Source organism: Halomonas sp. AOP30-A1-24 (assembly GCF_052378165.1).
In the GTDB taxonomy this organism is placed as follows: Bacteria; Pseudomonadota; Gammaproteobacteria; order Pseudomonadales; family Halomonadaceae; genus Vreelandella; species Vreelandella citrativorans.
In genome coordinates, this window is the sequence record NZ_JBQSXL010000081.1 from 1 (window position 1) to 1,170 (window position 1,170).

Consider the following 1,170-nt stretch of genomic DNA (forward strand, 5'->3'; position numbering starts at 1 on the left):
GTAACGTGGTTCCAGTGTTTTGCCGGTGGCCGGGTTAACGGCAACAATATCGGCTTGAGTACCGGTGACGGCCTGTTGACCGATAAGTTGTGTGCCTTGCAGTGTCATAAAACCTCCTGTGTGGATATATTCATACATCTGTATTCAGTTAGTTAACCGATACCAATGCAAAGCGTTATCGTGAAGTATGTTTTGACGATAATCGGGGGCGGAAAAGGAAATGGCAGCTTCGACCAGTCCTAGCCAGTCTGCATAGCTTATTGCGAGGCTAGAAACAGGAAAGTTACTAGCAAAGAGGCAGCGATTTGGCCCGAATAGATCGATAGTTTCGCAGAGAAGCTCAAGGTTGGCTTTATAGTCCCATTCATGCCAAGGGCTACCTAGCTCTGATAGCTTGACTGCAACATTGGGATTATCCGCTAGCGCGCGCATCCCCGTACGCCAAGTGTCGACCCCCAGAGAAGTTCGATCCCAAGGCAGCCCTGTGTGGTTGAGGATAACTCGTAGTTTAGGGCGCGCTTCCAGCGTTTTTGCCGCGTCACTCAAGTGCCAAGCGGGAACACGCAGATCCCAGGAAAGATTGCGCTCTTCTAGCATGATTAACCCGTCACACCACTGGCGATCTTGTAGGCTCCCGGCATTGCCTTTAACTTGATTGATTTGTGCTGATGTTACGGCTGTGACAGGCTTGGCTCTTACGCCCCGGAAAAGTGGCGAATTCATCTGGGCATCAAGTTGCTCAGAACATTTTGGGGTTCCGAATTCAGCCCAGCCAACATGAGCTGTGGGGAGCTTATGGTCTGTATAGACTGAGTTAATCCATTCCGTTTCTTTTAGAGGTTGAGAGCGGTGTGCTTCGGCTTCGCAATGTACGCTGCCTGCCAAGTGATAGCCCTTAGGAATATGGCGCTTCAAATCCTCAACCAGGAAGGGTCGTTTTATTGATGTATAGTCGCCTAGAAAGAAGCCTCTTACTGGTTTCTCTTCAAGCCAAGGATAACTAACACTGCCATCAAGAGCCCAGAGATGATGATGAGCATCTATGAGTAGCTGTTTGGCATCCATTGCGGCATCTCCTCTCTAGAAGTCTGTGTATACAATGGCCAGTCCTTAATTACGCACGAGAAGTTGAGATACATCAGGTTCAGAGCGGCAATTGAAGCTATTTAC

At 49.0% G+C, this 1,170-nt stretch carries 1 protein-coding gene; it reads right to left on the reverse strand.

Annotation, left to right across the window (positions count from 1 at the left end):
- Positions 1 to 144: 144 nt before the first annotated feature.
- Positions 145 to 1,065 (reverse strand): amidohydrolase family protein, encoded by a 921-nt coding sequence (locus ACT3TJ_RS17945; RefSeq protein ID WP_441677547.1) that lies wholly within the window; start codon positions 1,063 to 1,065, stop codon positions 145 to 147.
- Between the last annotated feature and the right edge of the window lie 105 nt (positions 1,066 to 1,170).

Bases quoted from the DNA above. Each gene is read 5' to 3' on its own strand.
- ACT3TJ_RS17945 (WP_441677547.1), bottom strand. From the start codon at position 1,065: ATGGATGCCAAACAGCTACTCATAGATGCTCATCATCATCTCTGGGCT.